Here is a 17,959-nt window from a genome sequence, read left to right on the forward strand (position 1 = left end):
CTGATCTGCAAATTGCACAATCCGACCATTGTGAGGAGGAGCGAACGAACATGCGGCTTGCTGCAAGTGAAGGTTTGTATGGCGAAGAAGCGGCGCAAGGCACTGATTTTCGCTTTCATTGCGAGACGCTTTTTTCCAGAAGCAGCCTGCACCGCTTTGAAATCGGCCTGCACCGTCACGCTGCCTTTCAACAAATCTTGTACATTTGGGGCGGTGAGGGCGATGCCCTGCTGGATGGCCGCATCGAGGCGATCCACCCGCCGGTTGCCATTGTCGTGCCGCCGGGTTTCGAACACGGCTTCCGGTTTTCGCGCGATATTGGCGGGGTTATCGTCACCGTGCTGCCGGGCGCGTTGCCGGCATCGGTGCAGGCGCTGTTGCTGCGGAATTTTCAGCGGCCCGTCCTGTTGCCGCTGCGGGATTTTACCGATGGCGAACGCCTGCGCAGCGGGTTCGAACAGATTTCCGCCGAATATGAAACCCGCGAAACAGGCCGGGATGCCATCATCGAAGGCCAGTTCGCCATCGTGACGGCGCTTCTGGCGCGGGCGGCGCGGCCTCTGCTTGAGGGAACCGGCGAAGGTCTTGCGGAGCAGCGTTTCGAACTTTTGCTGTCGCTGATTGCACGCCATATTCGCGAGCCGCAAAAGGCGGAGTTTTATGCGAAAAAGCTCGGTCTTTCCGAGACGCATCTTAATCGCCTCGTCCGTTCCGTTTCCGGCCTCAGCCTGCAGCGGCTGATCGCTAAGCGTCAGATCGAGATTGCCCAGCAGGAACTGATCTTCACGGTCTCGAGCGTGCAGATGATTGCCGAGGGACTGGGTTTTGCCGATCCGGCCTATTTCAACCGGTTCTTCAAGCGCGAGACCGGCATGACGCCGCGCGCCTGGCGGCTGGCGGAGCAGCGGAAAATGGGGGATTCCGGTGTTCGGCAGGCGCCGTCTCAGACCAGCATTCTTGCCAGTTCGCGCTGAACGGCAAGAAGGGCGGGCAGGTATCGCTCCACCAGATCCTCCATCGAGGCGACCGAGGCGGCAAGCCCGACATTGAGCGCGGCAACCGTCTGGCCGCGCACGCTTTTCAGCGGCACGGCGATGGAGCGAAGGCCGATCTCGACCTCCTGATCGATCAGCGCATAACCGCGATGGCCGGTGGCCTGGATTTCGGCGAGCAGGGCGTCCATGGCAATAATGGTCTTTTCCGTGCGCGCCACCAGCCGGGAGGCTTCGAGAATGTCGCGCTGCCGCTCGGCCGTCTGCGCCGAAAGCAGAACCCGGCCCATGGAGGTGCAATAAGCGGGCAGGCGCGAACCCGGCATCAGCGCAATCGACATCACCCGCTGCTGCGCGGCGCGGGCAACATAAACGATCTCGGTCTCATCCAGAATGGAGACGGAGGTGCTCTGGCCGATTTCCTCCGACAGCCGGTCGAGCAGCGGCTGCACGATGCGCGGCAGCGGCATGGTGGCAAGACAGCCGGTGCCGAGCCGCAGCACCTTCGGCGTCACGGTAAAGAACTTGCCGTCATAAGCCGCATAACCGAGTTCCGAAAGCGTCAGCAGGCAACGCCGTGTCGTGGCGCGGTCCAGCCCGGCAATCTCGGCGGCATCGGAAATCGACAGGCGCGGCCGTTCGGCGCTGAAGGCCTCGATCACCCACAATCCCTTGGCGAGACCGCCCATCATGTCTCTTTCGTTGACGGCCATGTCACGGCTCCATTTGTGCGATATACGAACAAAAATCATATAACGCACAAAATCCTTGCCGTCGAGGCAATTTCGGATTTACCTCACGGTCAGGCAGCCTTGCGGGTTTCATCCGTCCGGCTGGATGGAGGTTTTAATGGACAAGACAATCAAGAGCGCTGAAGAGGCGCTTTCCGGCATCGGTGATGGTGCGACGATCATGATCGGCGGTTTCGGCGGCTCCGGCGCGCCGATCGAGCTGATCCATGCGCTGATCGACAAGGGGCCGAAGAACCTGACGGTCATCAACAACAATGCCGGCAACGGCCGCATCGGCATTGCGGCGATGATCGACGCGGGCATGGTCAGGAAGATGATCTGCTCCTTCCCGCGCTCGTCCGATCCGCGCGCCTTTACGGATCGCTATCTGGCAGGCGATATCGAGCTGGAACTGGTGCCGCAGGGCACGCTTGCCGAGCGCATCCGCGCCGGCGGTGCCGGCATTCCGGCCTTCTACACCCCCACAGGCTTCGGCACGGAACTGGCTGAAGGCAAGGTCATCGCGGAATTCGACGGGCGGTCTTACGTGCAGGAACGCTGGCTGAAGGCGGATTTTGCCATCGTCAAGGCGGAGCTTGGCGATACCTATGGCAACCTCACCTACAACAAGGCGGGGCGCAATTTTAACCCGCTGATGTGCATGGCCGCGAAGACCACCATCGCGCAGGTTTCGAAGATCGTCGAAGCCGGCGAGATCGATCCGGAGCATGTCGTGACGCCCGGCATTTTCGTGAACGGCGTCGTGGAAATTCCCGATCCGCAACAGGAAGAAGTCCTCATTCGCGCGGGAGTAGCCTACGCATGACCACGACCATCGACACCCGCGAAGACATCAAGCTTTCCAACGCCCAGATCGCCTGGCGCGCGGCGCAGGACATCGAGGACGGCGCCTACGTCAATCTCGGCATCGGCTTTCCGGAAATGGTGGCGCGTTACCAGCCGCCCGGCCGTCAGGCGATTTTCCACACTGAAAACGGCATCCTGAATTTCGGCGAAGCGCCGCCGGAAGGCGAAGAGGACTGGAACCTCATCAATGCCGGCAAGAAGGCCGTGACGCTGAAGCCGGGTGCGGCCTTCTTTCATCATGCCGACAGCTTCGCCATGGTGCGCGGCGGGCATCTGGATGTGGCGATCCTCGGGGCCTATCAGGTGGCGCAGAATGGTGATCTCGCCAATTGGCGCGTCGGCTCCAAGGGCGTGCCGGCCGTGGGCGGCGCGATGGATCTGGTGCATGGCGCCAAGCAGGTCTTCGTCATCACCGAACATGTGACCAAGAATGGCGAGCCGAAGCTCGTTGAAAAATGCGCCTTCCCGCTGACCGGCGTCGGCTGCATCACCCGCATCTATACCAGCCATGCCGTCATCGACGTGGTGGATGGCCGCTTCGTGCTGCGTGAAAAACTGCCGTCGATGACGTTTGACGAATTGCAGGCCATGACCGGCGCGCCTTTGACGGTCGATGGCGAGGTCGTTGATCTCGTCGCCCCGGAACTGTGAGGAAAAACCGATGACCGATGCATTCATCTGCGACTATATCCGCACGCCGATCGGCCGCTTCGGCGGTGCGCTTTCTTCGGTGCGGGCCGACGATCTCGGTGCAATTCCCCTGAAGGCGCTTGTCGAGCGCAACCCGTCCGTTGACTGGGAAGCCGTCGAAGACGTGATCTTCGGCTGCGCCAACCAGGCGGGCGAGGATAACCGCAATGTCGCACGCATGTCGCTGCTGCTTGCCGGCCTGCCGGTTTCGGTTACCGGAACCACCATCAATCGCCTTTGCGGTTCGGGCATGGATGCCCTCATCGCGGCCGCCCGCGCCGTGAAATCCGGCGAGGCGGAACTGATGATCGCCGGCGGCGTCGAAAGCATGAGCCGCGCGCCCTTCGTTCTGCCGAAGGCGGAGAGCGCCTTTTCCCGCAATGCCGAAATCTATGACACCACCATCGGCTGGCGTTTCGTCAATCCGCTGATGAAGGCGCAATATGGCGTCGATTCCATGCCGGAAACCGGGGATAACGTCGCCGTTGATTATCAGGTCTCCCGCGAGGATCAGGACGCCTTCGCCGTTCGCAGCCAGCAGAAGGCGGCCGACGCGCAGGCCAATGGCCGTCTCGACAGGGAAATCGTGCCGGTGACGATCCCGCAGCGCAAGGGCGATCCGCTGGTGGTATCGAAGGATGAACATCCGCGCGCCACAAGCCTCGAATCGCTGGCGAAGCTGAAGCCGGTCAACAGGCGCGAAGGCGCGACGGTGACGGCGGGCAACGCATCAGGCGTCAATGACGGTGCGGCCGCACTCATCGTCGCATCGGCGGAAGCCGCGAAGAAATACGGGCTGACGCCGATCGCCCGCATTCTCGGCGGCGCCGCCGCCGGCGTGCCGCCGCGCGTCATGGGCATCGGCCCGGCCCCGGCCTCGGCCAAGCTTTTGGCGCGGCTCGGGCTGAAGCAGGAACAGCTTGACGTGATCGAGTTGAACGAGGCTTTCGCCAGCCAGGGCCTTGCGACGCTGAGGCAACTCGGCATTGCGGATGACGATGCACGGGTGAATGCGAATGGCGGCGCCATCGCGCTTGGCCATCCGCTCGGCATGTCCGGTGCGCGCATTGCCGGCACCGCGGCGCTTGAACTTTCGCTGACCGGCAAGCGCCTTGCGCTCGCCACCATGTGCATCGGCGTCGGGCAGGGCATTGCCGTGGCGCTGGAGCGGGTCTGACGGGATAGCGGCATTCGGCGTCGTGATAACGGTGCAAATGCCGCCGTAAAACGGTACGAATGCCCGCTGCCGCAGCTTCCTTACGTGTGACAGTGGCCATTCAGGTTACTCGGCAGGTGATTTTTTTGATCTGACGCATCCCAGCCCCCTCATTCCTGTGCTTGTCACAGGAATCCAGCCGACGCGCGTCTGCGCGGCGGAAGGACTCCTTTCAGCCCAACGACTTGGGTTGGCTGGATCTCTGTGACAAGCACAGAGATGAGGGGAGGAGGCGTGCTGGGCCAAGCAAGCCGGCCCTGCGATGCAGGCCCCGGTCGATTATTCCCTGATAAAGTACTCCACGCCCTTATCCCTTCGCACATGTTGGATTCCATCACCATCCGTGACATGTTTTGCAAGACATGACAGGAATCTTTCCGTCTATGGGGTGCCCGCATGAAACGTCCCACCATCACAGATGTGGCAAAGGCCGCAGGCGTCAGCGTCGCCACCGTCGACCGCGTGCTGAACGGTCGGCTGCCGGTGCGTGAGGAAACCTCCCGGCGGGTGTTCGAGGCGGCGGAGAAGATCGGTTTTCACGCAACCAACATCATTCGCCAGCGCATGCTGGCCGATCTGCCTTCCTATAGTCTCGGTATCATCCTGCGCAAGGAACGGCACGCCTTCTACCAGACCTTTGCCGACGAGCTGGAGCTTGCGGCGCGCAACGTCCGGGATCGCCATCTCAATCTGCGCATCGAATTTGCCCAGTCGGGCGAGCCGAGCGAGCTTGCAGCCCTTTTGACGGGGATGAAGGGCCGCGTGCAGGCCGTGGCGGCCACCGGGCCGGACCATCACGATGTCACTGCCGCCGTCGAGGCCCTGAAGGCGAAGGGCATTCCTACATTTTCGCTGCTTTCGGATTTCGCCCAGGGGGTGCGGGAAGCCTATCTCGGCGCCAACAACATGAAAGTGGGGCGCACGGCGGCCTGGATGATCTCGCGGCTGGCGCGCAGCAAGGGCAAGGTACTTCTGCTGCTCGGCGGTCACCGTTTTCACGGCCATTCGCTGCGCGAGACCGGCTTTCGCAGCTATATGCGCGAATATGCGCCGGAATTCGAGGTGATGGATGCGCTGATCACGCTGGAAACGCGGCGGCTGACCTATGAGCTAGTGATGGACACCATCGCAAAGCACAAGGACCTGGTCGGCATCTATTGCGTCGGCGGCGGCATGGAAGGCGTGATCGAGGCGCTGCAGCAGGAAAACCGGCAGGAGAGCATTGTCTGTCTTGTCAACGAACTGACGCCCGAGTCACGTCAGGCGCTGCTGGAAAAGCGTATCAGCGGCATATTCCAGACGCCGCTTCGCGAATTATGCACCGATCTCATCGCGACCATGGTGCACACCATCGAACATGGCATGGCGGAAACGCCGGGGCAGCGGTTTGTGCCCTCCCATCTATGGGTTCCTGAAAGCCTTTGATGGTTTGATAGATTCCATCATAAATTCCGCGTCTCTTTCTATCAGCCTTGATGGTTTCGGCTGTCGCTGACCCGTTGACGCCGGGCGCGGACTGGGAAATCTTGGCCGCATGTGGAACGGGCAGGAGGCTGGTCCACGACACCAACGATGTTTCCGGATTGCCGCACGCCGCAGATGACCGTCTCCGGTGACCGGTATTCCTTTGCCGGCGCGGTTGCAGCACGATGTGACGAAGTTTGCGTGGCCGGCTTCTTTTCAAGGGTTTTGGAGGAGAACGACATGAAAAGACATTTAGCGATTGCAGCGCTCGCCACCATGCTGGCGACCACCGCGTCGGCTGAGACCATCGGCGTTTCGATGGCCCTGTTCGATGACAATTTCCTGACCGTGCTGCGCAATGGCATGGTCGATTATTCCAAGGGCATGAACGGCGTTTCGCTGCAGATCGAGGATGCGCAGAACGATGTCGGCAAACAGCTGAGCCAGGTGCAGAACTTCGTCGCCGCCGGCGTCGACGCCATCATCGTCAACCCGGTGGATACGGATGCGACCGTGGCCCTTTCGCAGGCTGCCGCGGCCGCCGGCATTCCGCTCGTCTATGTCAACCGCCAGCCGGTCAATCTCGACAGCCTGCCGGAAAAACAGGCCTTCGTTGCCTCCGATGAAAAACAGTCGGGCACCCTGCAGACGCAGGAAGTCTGCCGTTTGCTGAAGGCGGCCGGCAAGACGGAAGCGAAGGCGGTGGTGATGATGGGCGAGCTTTCCAACCAGGCGGCCCGCATGCGCACGCAGGATATCAAGGATGTGGTGGCCACCCCCGATTGCAGCTTCCTCAAGCTTGTCGAGGAACAATCCGCCAACTGGTCGCGTACTCAAGGGTCGGATCTGATGACCAACTGGCTCTCTGCCGGGGTGCAGTTCGATGCCGTCATTTCCAACAATGACGAAATGGCCATCGGCGCTATTCAATCTCTGAAGGCGGCTGGCCGGTCGATGGACAGTGTCATCATCGCCGGTATCGACGCCACGCAGGACGCGCTTGCCGCCATGGCGGCGGGTGATCTGGATGTGAGCGTTTTCCAGAATGCCGCCGGGCAGGGCAAGGGTGCCCTGGATGCGGCGCTGAAACTCGCCAAGGGCGATGCGGTCGACAAGAAGGTCTTCGTTCCCTTCGAGCTGGTGACGCCGGCGAACCTCAAGAACTATCAGGCCAGGAATTGAGCCATGGCCTCGCCCAGGCGGCTTCTCCGCTCCCGGGGAGCGCCGCCGGGCGGGCCGAACGCGCCGGAGCCGGCGGAATGGCCGGCTCCGGCGACATAGAATGATGCAACCAGCGGCGATTTCCGCAGGAGGAAACCTTGAAAAAATTACTGATGGCGACGGCGCTCTGCATTTTCGCAACGCCGGCTCTTGCCGAGACCCGCGTTGCGGTCTCCATGACGTCTTTCGACAATCCGTTTCTGACGATCCTGCTTAACGGCATCAGGGCCGAGGCCGGGCGTGATAAAAATATCGGACTTCTGGTGGAAGACGCCCAGCTCGATCCATCGAAGCAGCTCAATCAGGTGCAGAATTTTATCGCCAATGGCGTCGATGCGATCATCGTCAATGCCGTTGACGGTGATGCCACGGCCGCGATCACCAAAGCCGCGTCCGCCGCCAAAATTCCGCTCGTTTATGTCAATCATCCGCCAGCCGAACTGGAAACCGGCCTGCCTGATGGGACAGCTTTCGTTGGTTCCAACGAGCTCGATTCCGGCACCATGGAGGCGGAAGCGGCCTGCAAGCTGATGGGCGGCAAGGGCAAGGCCGTCATCCTGATGGGACCTTTGGAGAACCATGCCGCGCTGGTGCGCACCAAGGATGTGGAAACGGTGTTTTCCCGGCCGGACTGCAAGATCGACATCCTCGAAAAGCAGACGGCGAACTGGAGCCGCACGCAGGCGCAGGATCTCGTCTCCTCCTGGCTGACGGCGGGTGTGCAGTTTGATGCCGTCATCGCCAACAATGACGAAATGGCGATCGGGGCCGCGCAGGCGCTGAAGGCGGCGGGCGTTTCCATGAAGGATGTCGTCATCGCCGGCATCGACGCCACGCCTGACGGCCTCGCCGCCATGCAGACAGGCGATCTCGACATCACCGTCTACCAGAACGCGACGAAGCAGGGCGAAGTATCCGTTCAGACGGCGGTGAAAGCCGCTGCCGGTGAAAAAGTCGAAAAGACGCTCTGGGTGCCCTTCGAACTGGTGATGCCCGAAAACCTTGGGGAATATCAGGCCCGGAACTGAACCGGAGTTTTGGCCGGCATGCTGACCGAATGCCGTCGGCAGAGCACAAACATGGCCGCCCGCGAAAAAGTCGGCCAAAGGCCGCGGTCTCCTCTCCCGGACCGCGGCCTTACATAACCGGCCCGCAAGGGCCCTTCGACAGACAATAATGACAAGGAAGCGTATATGCGCATCGCCATCGACCCTTTCATGCACCGCCATCTCAGCCTCGAAGCCCTCCCGGCCAAAGTGAAGGAACTCGGCTACGACTGGATCGAACTCAGCCCGCGCGCCGATTTCCTCGAATGGTTCAAGGCGCCGCGTGTGTTTCCCGAGCGCATCCGATCCTTCAAGAAGGCGCTGAAAGATGCCGATGTCGGTATCGCCTCGCTGCTGCCGATGTATCGCTGGGCCTCCAATGACGAGACCGAACGGCAGGCGGCGGTTAAACACTGGAAACGCGCCATCGAGATCGCCATCGAACTGGAGGTCGACACGATGAACTCCGAATTCGGCCGCGGTCCGCATCCCGACAAGGGGTCATGTTATTGCTGCCACACCGGCTCGATGATCGAAGCCTGCGAGGATGCATGGTGGCGCTCGATGGAAGAACTGGTGCCGATCTTCGAACGCGAAAACATCAACCTGCATGTCGAGCCGCATCCGGAAGACTGGTGCGAAACGCTGCAGCCGGCGCTCGACATCATACGCACCGTCAATTCGAAGAACGTCAAATTCCTCTATTGCGCGCCGCACACCTTCTATTTCGGCGACGACACCAAAGCGATGCTGCGCGAGGCGAAGGATGTGCTGGCGCATGTGCATGTGGGGGATACCTTCAACCACAAGGCCAGTTCCGGGCTGCGCTACATTCTCAATCCACCGGGCACACAGGCGCGGGTGCATCAGCACTTGAATATCGGCCAGGGCGAAGTGCCATGGGACGACTTCTTCGGCACGCTCGCCGAAATCGGTTTCGACGGCATCATGACCTCCTGCGTCTTCGCCTGGGAGGACAGGGCCGATGAATCGAGCAAGTTCATGTGTGCCGAGATCAACAATTACATCGAAAAATACCGGAAGTGAGGTTTTGAAAATGACTGTGAGAATTGGTGTTATCGGCACCGGCGCCATCGGCCGCGACCATGCCCGCCGCATCAACAGGGTCCTCGGCGGCGCAAAGGTCGTCGCGCTGAGCGATGTCAATCATGGATCGGCGGAAGCGGTGCGTGATGACATCGCCCCGGACGCGGAAATCTTCGCCACCGGCGAGGAGCTGATCGCCTCACCCGATGTGGATGCCGTGCTCGTCACCTCCTGGGGCGCGACGCATGAGCAATATGTGCTGGCGGCAATCGCCGCCGGCAAGCCCTGCTTTTGCGAAAAGCCGCTGGCGACAACGGCGGAAGGTGCAAGACGCATCGTCGATGCCGAGGTGGCCCATGGCGGACGGCTGGTTCAGGTGGGTTTCATGCGCCGGTATGACGCCGGTTACGTGGCGTTGAAACAGGCCGTCGACAACAGGATCGGCGCGCCGATCATGGTGCATGCCGCCCATCGCAACCCGGCGGTTCCGGAGCAATATGTGACCCCGATGGCGATCCACGACACGATGATCCACGAGATCGACGTGCTGCGCTGGCTGCTCGATGATGACTATATTTCGGCCCGGGTTCTCTTTCCCCGCTCGGCGGCCAGAAGCCATGCGCGGCTGAAGGACCCGCAGATCGTCATTCTGGAGACGGCGAAGGGCACGATCATCGACGTCGAAATCTTCGTCAATTGCCATTATGGCTACGATATCCAGTGCCAGGTGGTGGGCGAGGACGGCATTGCCAGCCTGCCGGAGCCGATGTCGGTGCAGACGCGCCTCGGAGCCAAGCTGCAGAACGATATCCTCACCGACTGGAAGGATCGCTTCATCGCCAGCTACGATGTGGAATTGCAGGACTTCATCCACGCGGCGGCGAATGGAACGGCATCGGGTCCCAGCTCCTGGGACGGCTATGTGGCGGCCATCACCTCCGACGCCTGCGTGGCCGCGCAGGAGACCGACGGAGCAGCCGTCGCAATTAAGCTTCCCACGCGTCCCGCCCTTTATCAGTGAGGTCTTTCATGCGTTTCGCCATCAACCACATCACCGCCCCGAAGCTCTCCCTTGAGGAGTTCTTCGCCACAGCCCGCGAACTCGGCCTCACCGAAGTTGAAATCCGCAACGACCTGCCTGACATCGTCAGCACGGTGCAGCCGGCTGCCGTGAAGGCGGCGGCCGAAAAGGCCGGCGTGACGATCATCTCGATAAACGCGCTTTATCCCTTCAACGTCTGGTCGGGCGATTTGCCAAAACGGGCTGTTGCCATGGCGGACTATGCAGCGGCAAGCGGTGCGAAGGCGCTGGTCATGTGCCCGCTCAACGACGGAAAGGAAGTCTCATTCGATGATCTCGTGGCCGCGCTGAAGGCCATGAAGCCGATCCTTGCGGAACGTGGACTGACCGGCCTCGTCGAGCCGCTCGGTTTCCCTGTCTCGTCGCTGCGCACCAAGGCCGAGGCCATCAAGGCCATCGACGCGGCAGGCGGCGGTGATGTCTACAGGCTGGTGCACGATACCTTCCACCACCATCTTGCGGGCGAGACAGAGTTCTTCCCCGAACGTACCGGCCTCGTGCATGTTTCCGGCGTTACCGACCCCGCCGTCTCCGTCGCCGATATGCTGGACGCCCACCGTGTACTGGTGGATGGCGGTGACCGGCTGGAAAATATTGCCCAGATCAGAACGCTTGAGGCGGCCGGTTACATGGGGCTTTACAGTTTCGAGCCCTTTGCGGCGGAGGTGCACGCGTTGAAGAACCCGGTCGCTGCCTTGAAAGATAGCATCGACCATATCTCCCGGGCGCTTTGACCGCCTTGCCGCCCGCGGTTTGCTGCGGGCGGCGTTCCCGGGGGATAAACGATCGGTAAAAACCCAGAGAAATCAATTCCGCATTTACGGATGATGCTGTAGTCTTCCGCTGACGAGAGAGCAGTAAACAGGCACGGGTATTCTCCAGATCGACTGCGCGAGGCAGGCTTTCTGCCCGCACCGTCTGAAGAAGAGTGGTTGAATTTTCCCTATATGAAAGCGGATAGGAAAACGACGCTTAAGGACGTGGCGCGGGAAGCGAATGTTTCGCTGAGCACAGCGTCGCATGCCATCAATGGCACGGCACCCTTGACCACGCAGGTTCGCGACCGGGTGCTGGAGGCGGCCCGCACGCTCGGCTACCTCGAAAACCGCAGGCAGAAGGCGACGATCGCCACCCTGCGCGTCGTGTTGCTCGCCATGACCAATGATGCGGCACCGCAGAGCGATCTTAACATGGTCAGCTGGACGATGCTGAACGGCTTCCGGCGCGAATGCGAGCGGCGCGGCATTCGTATCGTTCCCTATGTGAGCGCGACGAGCCGGCTCGATCCCGCCTTGGTGGCAGCGGCGGCGGATGCCGACAATGTCGATGGCATCGTGATCCTGAACGATGACAGGCCGCAGCTGGTCGAGGCGCTGTCGGCGCTTGCGCGGCCGGTGGTTCTGATCAATGGCGAGGATCCGGCCATGATCGTCGATACGGTGACGGCCGAGAACCGTTTTGGCGCGCGGCTTGGTATCGAGCATCTGCTGTCGCTCGGGCATCGCAATATTCTGCACATCACCTGGAAGGGCCGCACGACGATTCGCCGCCGTTATGACGGTTATAGCGACGCCTTTCTTGCGGCGGGCCTGACAGTTCCCGCCGATATGGTCATCGAGGTGGAAAGTTACGAGCCCGAATGGGGGGAAGCCGCCATCCGCCGTCTGCTCGCCGAAGACAAGCCGCTCAGAAACGCCACCGCCATTTTCTGCGCCGCCGACAATCTGGCGCTCGGTTGTCTGAAGGCACTGACGGAGGCAGGAATTCGAGTGCCGGACGATATCTCGGTGCTGGGGTTTGACGATATCATGCCGGCAGCCTTCAGTGCGCCGCCACTCAGCACCATCCAGTTGCCCGCTGACAGGCTGGGCGGTGCGGCGCTTGCGCTGCTGGAGCAGCGGCTTATGGCGGCCGATCCGACACGTCCGGCGCACCGGCTCGAGCTCGGTTGTCGGCTGGTGTTGAGGGGCAGCATCGCACCGCCCCCCAAGTGATGTCAGGGTTTATTTCATTCCCGTGCCGGCAATGCCCGTCGTGATGTAGCGCTGCAGGAACAGGAACACGACGGTGACGGGCGCCAGGCTGAGGAAGGTCATGGCGAGAATATAGTGCCATTGCACCGAGAACTCGCCCTGGAAGGCATTGAGGCCCACCTGTAGCGTGAAGTTTTCGCGGCTGCTGAGAACGATCAGCGGCCAGAGAAAGTCGTTCCAGCGCCAGAGCACCGAAAAGATGGCGAGAACCGCAAGCGCCGGGGCCGTCAGCGGCAGGATGATGCGCCAGAAGATGCGGAATTCACTGGCGGCATCGACGCGCGCCGCCTCGATCAGCTCGTCGGGGATGGTCAGCATATATTGCCGGAGCAGGAACACGCCCGTCGGCGTTGCGACGGTGGGGATGATGACGCCCCAGAGATTGTCAACGAGGCCGACACCGACGATGACAAGATAGGCCGGCACCATGACGACGGTGAGCGGGATCATCAGCGTCGAGATGATCAGCACGAAAATCGCCTTCTCGCCACGGAAACGGTATTTCGAGAGCGCGAAGGCCGCCATGGCGTTGACGATCAAGGTCAGAACCGTCGCGACAAAGGTAACGAAGACCGAGTTCTTGAGGAAGGTCAAGAAGCTGAACTGTGTCAGCGGATCGGTGAAGTTCTCCGTCGCAATGGTCAGTTTCTGAACCGGCGTTATTCCGCGCGTGTCGACGCTGACGGGCGGGCCGGGATTGGCCGGGTCGACCATCTGGGCTTTGAGGCCGACGCGGCGGATCATGGCCATTTCCCGTTCCACGCCATCGATGCTGGCTTTCCACAGGCTGAGCGGCTTGTCGTAACCCTGCACCTCCACCTGCACGGCGGCGCGCGGCAGAAGGCTCGGCGGAAACCGCGTGATCTCGGCTTCCGGTTTCAGCGAAGACATGGCGGCCCAGACGACCGGGATGAGGACGGCAAGCGTGCCGCCGATGAGCCAGACCCAGGAGAGGATATCGGTGATGCCGATCCGGCCGGGGCGGCGGGTGCGCGTGAGGAAGGAGACGGCGTTGGACATGGTCAGGACTCCATCTTTTTGCCAAGGCGCAATTGCACGAGCGTCAGCGCAAGAAGCACAAGGCCCATGAGAACCGATGCGGCGGATGCAAGACCGAACAGCCTCAGATCGCTGCCGAAGGCCATCTGGTAGATATATTGCACCACGAATGTATTGGCCGTGCCCGGCCCGCCGCCATTGGTGAGAACCCATGCTTCATCAAATATTTGCACCGAGCGGATCATCAACAGGATGAGCACAACGAGCAGGTTGGGACCAAGCAATGGCAGGGTGATGCGGAAGAGCGTGCGCCGGGGCGAGGCGGCATCGATGGCTGCTGCTTCATAGAGGTCCTTCGGGATGGCCTGAAGGCCCGCCAGCAGGATCAGCGTATAAAAGCCCATGTGGAACCAGACCGAGACCACTACGACGAAGAAACGCGACCAGCCGACATCCAGCAGGAAGATTTCCGGCGGTACGCCGAGCATCTGGAAAAAGGCGTTGAGCAGGCCGTTGCGGTCGAGGAACCATTTCCAGATGAGGCCGATGACGACGGGTGACAGCAGGACCGGGTAAAAGAACATGGCCCGGAAGAAACCGCGCGCGGCGATCGCCCGGTTGAGGATGAGTGCGGTGATGAGCGCGACCAGCAGCGTGGCGATGACGTTGAAGCCGACGAACCACAAAGTGTTCCAGATCGCCGTCCAGAACAGGGATTCCCGGCAGCTTCCGGGGTCCATATAGCTCTGGCAATCCAGCAGCTTGCCGAAATTCTCGAAACCGACGAAGGGGCGGTCGGTGATCAAAAGTTCGGTGCCGCCGGTAAAGGCGTAACCGACGGCAATCGCAATCGGCAGGAAGGTGAAAATGCCGAAGAGAACGAGGTTCGGCATCAGGAAAATATAGGGCATGCGCCTCTTGCCGATCTGCCGCTCGATGAAGTTGAGCGGCACTTCGGCAATCGCCATCACGGCATCGAGCACACGGTCGGACAGTCTCGCGAGCTTCGGATTGGCCATGCTACCCTCTCCCTTCGCTCGCAAGGCGCGGCAGCGCCAGTTCGGTGGCGGGATCGAAGACATGCACCTTCTCACGCGCCGGCATGATCTTCAGCACCGAGCCGGAAGCGGGCGCGAAATGGCCCGCCTGATGCACGATGATCTGCTCCTTCTCACCCTTGATATTGCCGTAGAGATAGGTCTCGGTGCCGAGGCTTTCGTGGTACTGCACCTCGAAGGGCAGACCGGCATCCCCGATGGTGAAATGCGAGGGGCGTATGCCCGCCAGAACCGCCTGTCCCGGACTGACGGTTGCCGGATCGACAAGGCAGGGCAGGGACACGCCGTAGCCGGCGTCGATGGCGATGCCGCCGTCTTCGCCCTTGGTGATGACGCCCTTGAGCATGTTCATGCGCGGCGAACCGAGGAAACCGGCGACGAAGAGGTTGCGCGGATTGTCGAAAAGCTCGAGCGGGCTGCCCACCTGCTCGATGCGTCCGGCGCGCAGCACGACGATCTTGTCAGCCATGGTCATGGCTTCCACCTGATCATGGGTGACATAGATCATCGTCGTCTTGATATCGCGATGCAGCCGGGTGATTTCGGCGCGCGTCTGCACGCGCAGCGCCGCATCGAGGTTGGAAAGCGGCTCGTCGAACAGGAAGATATCAGGCTCGCGCACGATGGCGCGGCCGATGGCGACGCGCTGGCGCTGGCCGCCGGAGAGCTGTTTCGGCTTGCGGTCGAGATAGGGCTCGATGGCGAGCATGCGCGCCGCCTCGTTGATGCGGCTTTCGATTTCCGCCCGCTTGAAGCGCAGGTTTTCCAGACCGAAGGCGAGGTTCTTGCGCACGCTCATATGCGGATAAAGCGCATAGGACTGGAACACCATGGCGATCTTGCGCTCGGCTGGCGACAGCGCGCTGACATCGCGATTGCCGATGGCGATGGTGCCAGATGTGACGTCCTCGAGACCGGCGATGATGCGCAGCAGCGTCGATTTTCCGCAGCCCGAGGGGCCGACGAAAACGACGAATTCGCCGTTTTCGATCTGAAGATCGATATCATGCAGCACATGAACGGCGCCGAACGCCTTGTTGAGGTTTTCGAGTTTCAGACTTCCCATCACCTGCTCCCTTTATCCGAGCCCGTCGTCGCGACGATCTCCTGCCTGTTCCAGCCCTCGGGCAAGGGCATCGCTCTCTTGATGGCGACATCATGCGCCGAAAATCCGTGAACGCCCGAAAGGTAGATCGCGGGCATGCCGCCCGGATAATCCTCCATGCCGACGATCCGGCCCTGCGCATCCTGCGTCCAGGCATTGGCGCGGCCAGCCGCATCGGCGCTTGGCGCAATATCGGCATTGGTGGGGCGCAGATCATATTGCAGGCCGGTGCCGAGCTTGCCGGGTTGCTGCGCAAGCGTGATGCGCTCCAGCCGGACATTGTGAATGCCGGCCTTCGAGGTGGCGACGAGGTTGATCGCGCCTTCCATCGAGCCGCTCAGGTCTTCCACGACCAGATTGTCCACGCTGCCGGCCTGCCGTTCGGGGCGACGGTCGACAACGGTGACGGTGACCGCTTCACCCGAACCCCAGAAGCCGCCCGGCGTTTCGTGGCACTCGGCTTTAATCCGTGAAAAGCGGATGTTGCGCATCGCGCCGCCATCGCGGGAGAAAAGGCCGACGCCGCGATTGGACTGGACGATGCTGCAATCCTCGAACACGACATTGGTGAAGTCACCGAAGGATTCCGTGCCGAGTTTCAGCGCGCAGCTCATGCTGGAAACGGTGCAACGGCGAACGGTGATATCGGCGCAGACTCCCACCGCCTTGCCATCAGGTCCGGCGCTGGTCTTCAGGCAGATGCCGTCATCGGCAGTGGAGATAAAGCAGTCCTCAATCAATGCGCGGCGGCAGGCATCCAGCACGATGCCATCGGTATTCGGCAGGCGGCGGTCGTTTTCGATGCGGAGATTGCGGAAATGGAGGTCTTCGCAATCGACCATATGCAGCGTCCACATGGGTGAAGCGCTGACGTGGAGGTTTTCAAGGCGCACGTTGTGGCAGGCTTCCAGCACCATCACGCGCGGGCGTTTTTGGGCTGGAACATAGGTGCCCATGGCCTTGTCGTCGCCGATGATGAAGTTCTCACCGCCAGCCTCGATGCGGCCGGGACCGGTGACGGCGATGTCGTGCGCGCCGCTCGCGATGAGCATGCCGCGGTTGGAATCCTCGGCGATGACCGAAACCGTCGTATCCGCATAGGCCTCGTAATCGGAAACGGGTGCAAGTACCGCGTCTTCGGCAAGGTGCAGTTCCACGCCGCTCTTAAGAACAAGGCCGCCGCTGACATGGCGCCCGGCTGCGAGCGATACACGCCCGCCGCCTGCGGCCGAGACGGTGTCGATTGCCTGCTGGATGGCGGTAGTGGCGTCGCGGCCATCGGCTGCGGCTGTGATTTCTTGGTTCATGCTCATGATGCCTGCGGCCTTTTCAGAAAAACGTCGATCAAAAGCAGCATCGTCAGCGCCTGCCCGTAGGGTGTGGGCAGATTGGGAATGCGGCGGTAGAAGTCGAGATCATGACCCATCGGCGTACCGTCGGAAACGCCGTGGACGACGCCCTCATCGTCGATATTGCCAAGCACCGCCTTCAGCGCGCGTTCCGCATGCGGCCGGTTCTCTTCGCCGAGGATGCCGGCCTCAATGCCGCGCAGAATGCCATAGGCGATGCCTGCCGTCGCCGATGTCTCGACCGGCGATGTGGGATCGTCGAGCAGCGTGTGGAACATGCCGTCCTCACGCTGGTATTGCCTGAGCGACCGCACCTGGCTCGCCAGCACATTGGCGAGGAAACGTTTGTCCTTTCCGGCAAGCGTCGGCACCAGTTCGAAGAGTTCGGGAATGGCGACGGTGATCCAGGAATTGCCGCGCGCCCAGAAGGCGTCAGCGAAATTATGGCGGCCGTTGAAGGTCCAGCCGTGATACCAGAGGCCGGTGACGGGGTCCGACAGATAACGCGTATGGATCATAAACTGATAGACCGCTTCGTCGATCCAGTCATGGCGTTTGCAGACGACGCCGGCGCGGGCGAGGAAGAGACATGCCATGAACAGCGTGTCGTCCCAGAGTTCGCCTTCATTCAGGCGTTCCTTGACGACATGCTGGAAGCCGCCATCTTCGGTTTTCGGCAATTCATGCACCAGCCAGTCGGCCCAGTCTTCCACCAGCGCCCGGAAATCCGGCCGGTCGACATGTTCGGTCAGGATGACGAGCGGCAGCATCGGCGCGGAGCTGTTGATCTGGCGGGGTGGCAGGCCACGTTCGATCTGCCAGCCATACCATGTGACGAGGTCGTCCAATGCCTTCTGGTCGTTGGCGGCCAGCGCCCGGCGCAGGAAACCGTACAGGCCCACACCCACTTCCCAGTCCCATTCATCGAACTGGATCTTGCCATCGGAACTGCCGCTGACCAGACCTTCCTGAATGCCCTTGAGGCGGCTGAAGGCGGCGGCGACATTGTCGATCGTCGTCCTGAGAGTGTCTTTTTCCATGCTTGGCTGGTTCATCTGTC

At 61.4% G+C, this 17,959-nt stretch carries 17 protein-coding genes; 11 read left to right on the forward strand and 6 right to left on the reverse strand.

The features are described 5' to 3' along the window. The first annotated feature begins 50 nt into the window (after positions 1–50). Complete coding sequence (locus CFB10_RS22215) at positions 51–974, forward strand: helix-turn-helix domain-containing protein (protein ID WP_020009032.1); 924 nt, start codon at positions 51–53, stop codon at positions 972–974. Here the strand turns inward: CFB10_RS22215 and CFB10_RS22220 are convergent. Then, positions 944–1,705 (reverse strand): IclR family transcriptional regulator, encoded by a 762-nt coding sequence (locus CFB10_RS22220; protein ID WP_020009031.1) that lies wholly within the window; start codon positions 1,703–1,705, stop codon positions 944–946. The two genes, CFB10_RS22215 and CFB10_RS22220, sit on opposite strands and share 31 nt — an antisense overlap. Before the next feature lie 136 nt (positions 1,706–1,841). Here CFB10_RS22220 and CFB10_RS22225 point away from each other — a divergent pair, with 136 nt between their 5' ends. From CFB10_RS22225 to CFB10_RS22275, 10 genes are all read left to right on the forward strand, one after another. Beyond that, positions 1,842–2,549 (forward strand): 3-oxoacid CoA-transferase subunit A, encoded by a 708-nt coding sequence (locus CFB10_RS22225; protein WP_020009030.1) that lies wholly within the window; start codon positions 1,842–1,844, stop codon positions 2,547–2,549. Continuing rightward, positions 2,546–3,241 (forward strand): CoA transferase subunit B, encoded by a 696-nt coding sequence (locus tag CFB10_RS22230; protein WP_020009029.1) that lies wholly within the window; start codon positions 2,546–2,548, stop codon positions 3,239–3,241. The genes CFB10_RS22225 and CFB10_RS22230 overlap by 4 nt, the downstream gene beginning before the upstream one ends. A 10-nt stretch (positions 3,242–3,251) precedes the next feature. Next, positions 3,252–4,457 carry a 3-oxoadipyl-CoA thiolase gene (gene pcaF / locus CFB10_RS22235; RefSeq protein ID WP_020009028.1) on the forward strand — a complete coding sequence of 402 codons (1,206 nt, stop codon included), beginning with the start codon at positions 3,252–3,254 and terminating at the stop codon, positions 4,455–4,457. A 435-nt stretch (positions 4,458–4,892) separates the two neighbouring features. Next, on the forward strand, positions 4,893–5,921 hold the full coding sequence (locus CFB10_RS22245) for a LacI family DNA-binding transcriptional regulator (RefSeq protein WP_020009027.1): 1,029 nt from the start codon (positions 4,893–4,895) through the stop codon (positions 5,919–5,921). Positions 5,922–6,200: 279 nt separating this feature from the next. Then, positions 6,201–7,142 carry a sugar ABC transporter substrate-binding protein gene (locus tag CFB10_RS22250; protein WP_026363366.1) on the forward strand — a complete coding sequence of 314 codons (942 nt, stop codon included), beginning with the start codon at positions 6,201–6,203 and terminating at the stop codon, positions 7,140–7,142. Positions 7,143–7,294: 152 nt separating this feature from the next. Further along, positions 7,295–8,209, forward strand: coding sequence for a substrate-binding domain-containing protein (locus CFB10_RS22255; protein ID WP_020009025.1), 915 nt, complete (start codon positions 7,295–7,297; stop codon positions 8,207–8,209). A 165-nt stretch (positions 8,210–8,374) separates the two neighbouring features. After that, positions 8,375–9,274 carry a sugar phosphate isomerase/epimerase family protein gene (locus tag CFB10_RS22260; protein ID WP_088567176.1) on the forward strand — a complete coding sequence of 300 codons (900 nt, stop codon included), beginning with the start codon at positions 8,375–8,377 and terminating at the stop codon, positions 9,272–9,274. A gap of 10 nt (positions 9,275–9,284) precedes the next feature. After that, complete coding sequence (locus CFB10_RS22265) at positions 9,285–10,295, forward strand: Gfo/Idh/MocA family protein (protein WP_020008938.1); 1,011 nt, start codon at positions 9,285–9,287, stop codon at positions 10,293–10,295. A gap of 8 nt (positions 10,296–10,303) precedes the next feature. Then, positions 10,304–11,089, forward strand: a complete 786-nt coding sequence (locus CFB10_RS22270) for a TIM barrel protein (RefSeq protein WP_020008937.1) — start codon at positions 10,304–10,306, stop codon at positions 11,087–11,089. Positions 11,090–11,302: 213 nt separating this feature from the next. After that, on the forward strand, positions 11,303–12,349 hold the full coding sequence (locus CFB10_RS22275; protein WP_026372485.1) for a LacI family DNA-binding transcriptional regulator: 1,047 nt from the start codon (positions 11,303–11,305) through the stop codon (positions 12,347–12,349). 9 nt (positions 12,350–12,358) lie between these two features. Here the strand turns inward: CFB10_RS22275 and CFB10_RS22280 are convergent, their stop codons facing one another. The 5 genes from CFB10_RS22280 to CFB10_RS22300 are packed head-to-tail and all read right to left on the reverse strand — an operon-like array spanning position 12,359 to position 17,954. Continuing rightward, the gene (locus tag CFB10_RS22280) at positions 12,359–13,408 is read right to left on the reverse strand and encodes a carbohydrate ABC transporter permease (RefSeq protein WP_020008935.1); all 1,050 of its coding nucleotides are present in this window, start codon (positions 13,406–13,408) and stop codon (positions 12,359–12,361) included. A gap of 2 nt (positions 13,409–13,410) precedes the next feature. Further along, positions 13,411–14,406, reverse strand: a complete 996-nt coding sequence (locus CFB10_RS22285) for a carbohydrate ABC transporter permease (RefSeq protein WP_020008934.1) — start codon at positions 14,404–14,406, stop codon at positions 13,411–13,413. A gap of 1 nt (position 14,407) precedes the next feature. Further along, positions 14,408–15,511: an ABC transporter ATP-binding protein gene (locus tag CFB10_RS22290; protein WP_026363347.1), complete on the reverse strand. Its 1,104-nt coding sequence runs from the start codon at positions 15,509–15,511 to the stop codon at positions 14,408–14,410. Then, entirely contained in the window at positions 15,511–16,863 is a 1,353-nt protein-coding gene (locus CFB10_RS22295) for a glycoside hydrolase family 28 protein (RefSeq protein WP_020008932.1), read from the reverse strand. The genes CFB10_RS22290 and CFB10_RS22295 overlap by 1 nt, the downstream gene beginning before the upstream one ends. After that, positions 16,860–17,954, reverse strand: a complete 1,095-nt coding sequence (locus CFB10_RS22300) for a glycoside hydrolase family 88 protein (protein WP_020008931.1) — start codon at positions 17,952–17,954, stop codon at positions 16,860–16,862. Before CFB10_RS22300 ends, CFB10_RS22295 begins: the two co-directional genes overlap by 4 nt. Positions 17,955–17,959 lie beyond the last annotated feature (5 nt).

This window comes from Agrobacterium sp. 719_389, from assembly GCF_900188475.1.
In the GTDB taxonomy this organism is placed as follows: Bacteria; Pseudomonadota; Alphaproteobacteria; order Rhizobiales; family Rhizobiaceae; genus Agrobacterium; species Agrobacterium radiobacter.

Coding starts and splice junctions, on each gene's coding strand:
- CFB10_RS22215 (WP_020009032.1), top strand. CDS start 51: ATGCGGCTTGCTGCAAGTGAAGGTTTGTATGGCGAAGAAGCGGCGCAA.
- CFB10_RS22220 (WP_020009031.1), bottom strand. CDS start 1,705: ATGGCCGTCAACGAAAGAGACATGATGGGCGGTCTCGCCAAGGGATTG.
- CFB10_RS22225 (WP_020009030.1), top strand. CDS start 1,842: ATGGACAAGACAATCAAGAGCGCTGAAGAGGCGCTTTCCGGCATCGGT.
- CFB10_RS22230 (WP_020009029.1), top strand. CDS start 2,546: ATGACCACGACCATCGACACCCGCGAAGACATCAAGCTTTCCAACGCC.
- pcaF (WP_020009028.1), top strand. CDS start 3,252: ATGACCGATGCATTCATCTGCGACTATATCCGCACGCCGATCGGCCGC.
- CFB10_RS22245 (WP_020009027.1), top strand. CDS start 4,893: ATGAAACGTCCCACCATCACAGATGTGGCAAAGGCCGCAGGCGTCAGC.
- CFB10_RS22250 (WP_026363366.1), top strand. CDS start 6,201: ATGAAAAGACATTTAGCGATTGCAGCGCTCGCCACCATGCTGGCGACC.
- CFB10_RS22255 (WP_020009025.1), top strand. CDS start 7,295: ATGGCGACGGCGCTCTGCATTTTCGCAACGCCGGCTCTTGCCGAGACC.
- CFB10_RS22260 (WP_088567176.1), top strand. CDS start 8,375: ATGCGCATCGCCATCGACCCTTTCATGCACCGCCATCTCAGCCTCGAA.
- CFB10_RS22265 (WP_020008938.1), top strand. CDS start 9,285: ATGACTGTGAGAATTGGTGTTATCGGCACCGGCGCCATCGGCCGCGAC.
- CFB10_RS22270 (WP_020008937.1), top strand. CDS start 10,304: ATGCGTTTCGCCATCAACCACATCACCGCCCCGAAGCTCTCCCTTGAG.
- CFB10_RS22275 (WP_026372485.1), top strand. CDS start 11,303: ATGAAAGCGGATAGGAAAACGACGCTTAAGGACGTGGCGCGGGAAGCG.
- CFB10_RS22280 (WP_020008935.1), bottom strand. CDS start 13,408: ATGTCCAACGCCGTCTCCTTCCTCACGCGCACCCGCCGCCCCGGCCGG.
- CFB10_RS22285 (WP_020008934.1), bottom strand. CDS start 14,406: ATGGCCAATCCGAAGCTCGCGAGACTGTCCGACCGTGTGCTCGATGCC.
- CFB10_RS22290 (WP_026363347.1), bottom strand. CDS start 15,511: ATGGGAAGTCTGAAACTCGAAAACCTCAACAAGGCGTTCGGCGCCGTT.
- CFB10_RS22295 (WP_020008932.1), bottom strand. CDS start 16,863: ATGAGCATGAACCAAGAAATCACAGCCGCAGCCGATGGCCGCGACGCC.
- CFB10_RS22300 (WP_020008931.1), bottom strand. CDS start 17,954: ATGAACCAGCCAAGCATGGAAAAAGACACTCTCAGGACGACGATCGAC.